This window comes from Stenotrophomonas pictorum JCM 9942, from assembly GCF_001310775.1.
Lineage (GTDB): Bacteria > Pseudomonadota > Gammaproteobacteria > Xanthomonadales > Xanthomonadaceae > Stenotrophomonas > Stenotrophomonas pictorum.
The window spans coordinates 1-1605 of sequence record NZ_BAZI01000508.1; the positions used below are offsets into that span (position 1 = coordinate 1).

Here is a 1605-nt window from a genome sequence, read left to right on the forward strand (position 1 = left end):
CCAGCGGTCGCGGCAGTCAGCGCGGCGACCGCGGCGCCCGGCGCTGGATCATTTGTTGCCGCCGGCTCTGGCGGCCATCGGCTTGTGGCTGGCTTCCATTTCCGCGCGGCTGATCATGCCGTTCTTGTCGGTGTCGGTACTGTCGAACATCTTCTTCGTGGCGGCGGCGTACTCGGGGGCGGAGAGTTTTCCATCACCATCGCCGTCCATCATCCTGATCCGGTCGGCTGCGGGCGGCTGCCGCATCGGGCGGTCCTTGCCCATCGCCATCGGGGACTGGTCCATCTCCGCGGCGGTGACGAAGCCGTCCTTGTTGGCATCCATCGTCTCGAACTTCATCCTGGCCGCGTCGGCATGCTCGCTGGCCGAGACCATGCCATCGCCGTTGGCATCCATCGAGCGGGCTTTCTCTTCGGCGTGGGCGGCCCCGGCCAGCAGCAGGCCGGCCAGCACGAGCGGGGTGGAAGCGATGCGTTTCATCGTGTTCTCCAGGAAAGGCCGCCACAGGCGGCGGGGCGTGGGCGAACGCTGCGCGCGGCCGGGTTTGGTGCATGTGAATTCATCCGGCGCGCGATACGCGGCCATGCAAGGTGTTCAGCGGCCGGCGGGCCCGGCTAGGCCTGCAGCTGCACCAGCGGCGCGAAACCACCGTAGATCAGCCGCTTGCCGTCAAATGGCATCGGGTTGTTGGCCGGGTCCATGCGCGGGTCGTCCATCATCTTTTCCATCGCCGCATCGCGGGTGGCCTTGTCCGGCCATTCGATCCACGAGAACACCACCGTCTCATCGTCCTTGGCCTGCACACAGCGGAAGAAATCGGTCTGCGTGCCGTGCGGGACGTCGTCGCCCCAGCATTCGACCACGCGCAGCGCGCCCAGCTCGATGAACACCGCATCGCCAGTGCGGGCATGGGCAATGAATTTTTCCTTGTTGGCCGTGGGCACGGCCAGGACGAAACCATCGACATACGACATGGGGCAGCTCCGGGCTGATGGCGACCGGAATGGCCGCCTTCCAGTGTTCGACGCGCGAGAGCGCGAAGAATCGACACCCTGCCGCAGCCGATGTTGCGGTGATGCCAACGCGCCGCATTCATCGACGTCGACGCTGGATCTGACCCGCTGCCGCTCAGCCGAAGGTGAAGGCGTACACCTTCATGCCCGGGTCGAGGAACTCGATCTCGAACAGCCGTTCGCCGCCGCCGGCCTGCTGCCGCACCAGCTGGTACAGGCGGTGCTCGGTGACCACCCCCTGGCCGTCGGCATCGGTGTCCACGCCGTGGTCGGCGCCCGGCGCCTGCCCGTCCAGACGGATGCGGAAGCGCAGCGGCTTGCCACCGCCGGCCGGGCCGAGCACCAGATGCAGGTCGCGGCCCCGGAAGCGGTACAGCACGCGCGCCCCGGCGGCCTCGTTGCGGGCGAACTGACGCTGCACGTTCCAGCGCCCGTCCAGCGCCCACTGGTCCGGACGCAGCTGCGACGGTGCGCGGTAGTCCCAGCCATCGTCGTAGACAGCCGGCCGCCGGCGAAGTTGGCAGCACGTTCGTAACCGATATAGGTTTCCGGCGACTGCCGCAGGCCGGTGGAAGGCGCGGCCTGCGCCCCG

The 1605-nt window shown here is 68.0% G+C and carries 2 protein-coding genes and 1 pseudogene; all 3 read right to left on the minus strand.

The window, feature by feature from the left end; genetic code table 11:
• Positions 1–48 precede the first annotated feature (48 nt).
• Entirely contained in the window at positions 49–480 is a 432-nt protein-coding gene (locus JCM9942_RS15515) for an EF-hand domain-containing protein (RefSeq protein WP_158499979.1), read from the minus strand.
• Between the two features lie 134 nt (positions 481–614).
• Positions 615–974, minus strand: a complete 360-nt coding sequence (locus tag JCM9942_RS15520; protein WP_054660754.1) for a DUF1428 domain-containing protein — start codon at positions 972–974, stop codon at positions 615–617.
• Positions 975–1128: 154 nt separating this feature from the next.
• Positions 1129–1605: pseudogene (locus JCM9942_RS19470) on the minus strand (hypothetical protein); the annotation flags it as partial.